Source organism: Oceanisphaera sp. (assembly GCF_052084945.1).
GTDB lineage: Bacteria > Pseudomonadota > Gammaproteobacteria > Enterobacterales > Aeromonadaceae > Oceanimonas.
In genome coordinates this window covers 1-2,370 of sequence record NZ_JBQDEX010000090.1, presented here as the reverse complement: position 1 = coordinate 2,370, position 2,370 = coordinate 1, and the positions used below count along the sequence as shown (strand labels likewise).

The following is a 2,370-nucleotide window of genomic DNA, read 5'->3' as shown; positions in this document are numbered from 1 at the left end:
GCATTAGGCTGTGGGTATCGCATAAAGCACTTTTTTGCCGCGATCGCTTTTTTATAGGGATGCCCAGCCCGAGGCGGTCTTTTTTCGGATGACGTATCGTGTACGGCGTACCGCTTTATTTTCTTAAAAGGTCTTAATGTGTCCATAGCCCCACCGATTGCCAAAAAAATACCTCATACTTTTACTCTGCATAATGATACGCGCTTTGATCATTACCACTGGTTGCGTGATGACGAGAGGGCTAACCCTGAGGTACTTGCCTACCTTGAGCAAGAAAATCACTATGCCGAGCAGATACAGGCGCCATTAAAAGATCTGCAAGAAACGCTGTATCAAGAGATGGTTGCCCGCATTCGCCAAGACGATAGCTCAGTGCCTTATTTAAAAAATGGCTACTGGTATCAAACGCGTTTTCAGCAAGGCGTAGAGTACGCCATTATCGAGCGTTATCCTGATGGTCAGCCCGCACTGCGCCAAGTATTACTCGATGGTAACGAGCGTGCCGCAGATAGTGCTTATTATGATCAAGGACAGCTTGGGGTAAGCCCCAATCAGCAAGTGTTGGCCTTTGCCGAAGACTTTATGTCACGTCGTCAGTATCAAATTCGCTTTAAAACACTGGCCAGCGGACAGCTTTATGACGACGTGCTAGAAAATACCTCGGGTAATCTAGCTTGGGCCAACGACAGCCAAACATTATTTTATGTACATCAAGACCCAGATACCTTGCTGCCATACCAAGTATATCGCCATACCTTAGGCACCCCCCAAAGCCAAGATGTATTGGTGTATGAAGAAGCCGATGCGCGCTTTTATACCAGTATTTATAAAAGCCGCTCCACCGACTACATTGTTATTGGTGCTTGGAGCACTAAGACCTGTGAGATGAACTTACTCTCGGCCAATGAACCGCTGTCTCCCGTGCGTACTTTTTTGCCTCGCCAACGTGGCCATGAATACGATATAGAGCATTATCAGGGACAGTTTTATATTCGCTCTAATAAAGACGGTGTGAACTTTGGCTTGTATCAGGTGAGTGACCGCCATGATCAGCCGCACCCGTGGGAGTGTGAGCAATGGCAAACACTCATTGCCCCACGAGCCAAGGTGTTATTAGAAGACTTTACCTTATTTAAAGATTGGCTGGTGCTTGAAGAGCGCAGTGAAGGTTTAACCCAGTTGCGCCAATTACATCGCCAGCTGGGCACTGAACATGCCATTGAATTTGATGATCCCACCTATGTTACTTGGCTTGGCATTAACGCTGAGGCCGAGACGGCGTGGCTGCGTTATGGTTATTCATCCTTAACCCGGCCGGTTACCCAGTATGAAGTGAATATGGACACCCAAGAGCGGCGCCAGCTTAAACAGGAATATGTGGGTGAGCAGTTTAATGCTGAGCACTATTGTAGCGAGCGTTTATGGGTCCGTGCCCAAGACGGCACTCAGGTGCCGGTGTCTGTGGTGTATCGCGTGGATATGTTTAGTCCAACCTCAAATAACCCGTTATTGGTTTACGCCTATGGTGCCTACGGTGCCAGCATGGATCCTGATTTTAGTGCCGCGCGGTTAAGCTTATTAGATCGAGGTTTTGTGTATGCCATTGCGCATGTGCGTGGCGGCGAAGAGTTAGGCCGAGATTGGTACGAGCAAGGGCGTTTACTGAATAAGAAAAACACCTTCACCGACTTTATTGATGTGACTAAAGCACTGGTGCACCAAGGCTATGGTGATAAAAACCGAGTGTTTGCCGCAGGCGGCAGTGCGGGTGGCCTACTGGTGGGTGCCGTGATCAATATGGCGCCGACTTTATATAAGGGAGCCATTGCCGATGTACCTTTTGTCGACATAGTCACCACCATGCTAGATGAGTCTATTCCGCTGACGACGGGGGAGTTTGATGAATGGGGGAACCCCGCGGAGGCTGAGTATTATCATTATATAAAATCTTATAGCCCCTACGATCAAGTACAAACTCAAGCGTACCCGAATCTGTTGGTCACCACGGGCTTACACGACTCTCAGGTGCAATACTGGGAGCCTGCCAAGTGGGTGGCTAAGCTGCGCGAGCTGAAGACTGACGATAATATTTTGTTGTTGTGTTGTGATATGGACACTGGGCATGGCGGTAAGTCTGGCCGCTTTGAAGCTTATCGCGATCTCGCTAGAGAATATGCCTTCTTGCTGGCGCTCATTTAAATGACAGCGCCGCGCTAAGAAAAGACCTAAAGATTTTTTGCCACACAATACACGGAACCCACAGAAAAATAGAGATCAAGTCTAATACCAATCTAAGTAAAAATGTGATCTGATTGAAAGCTGGACCTAGAGGAAACAGAGTCACCTTCCACGACACGCCATAAACCCATC

General features: G+C 48.1%; 1 protein-coding gene. It reads left to right on the top strand.

The features are described 5' to 3' along the window. The first annotated feature begins 117 nt into the window (after positions 1–117). The gene (locus ACTHY5_RS08925; protein WP_441878856.1) at positions 118–2,199 is read left to right on the top strand and encodes a S9 family peptidase; all 2,082 of its coding nucleotides are present in this window, start codon (positions 118–120) and stop codon (positions 2,197–2,199) included. Positions 2,200–2,370: the final 171 nt, after the last annotated feature.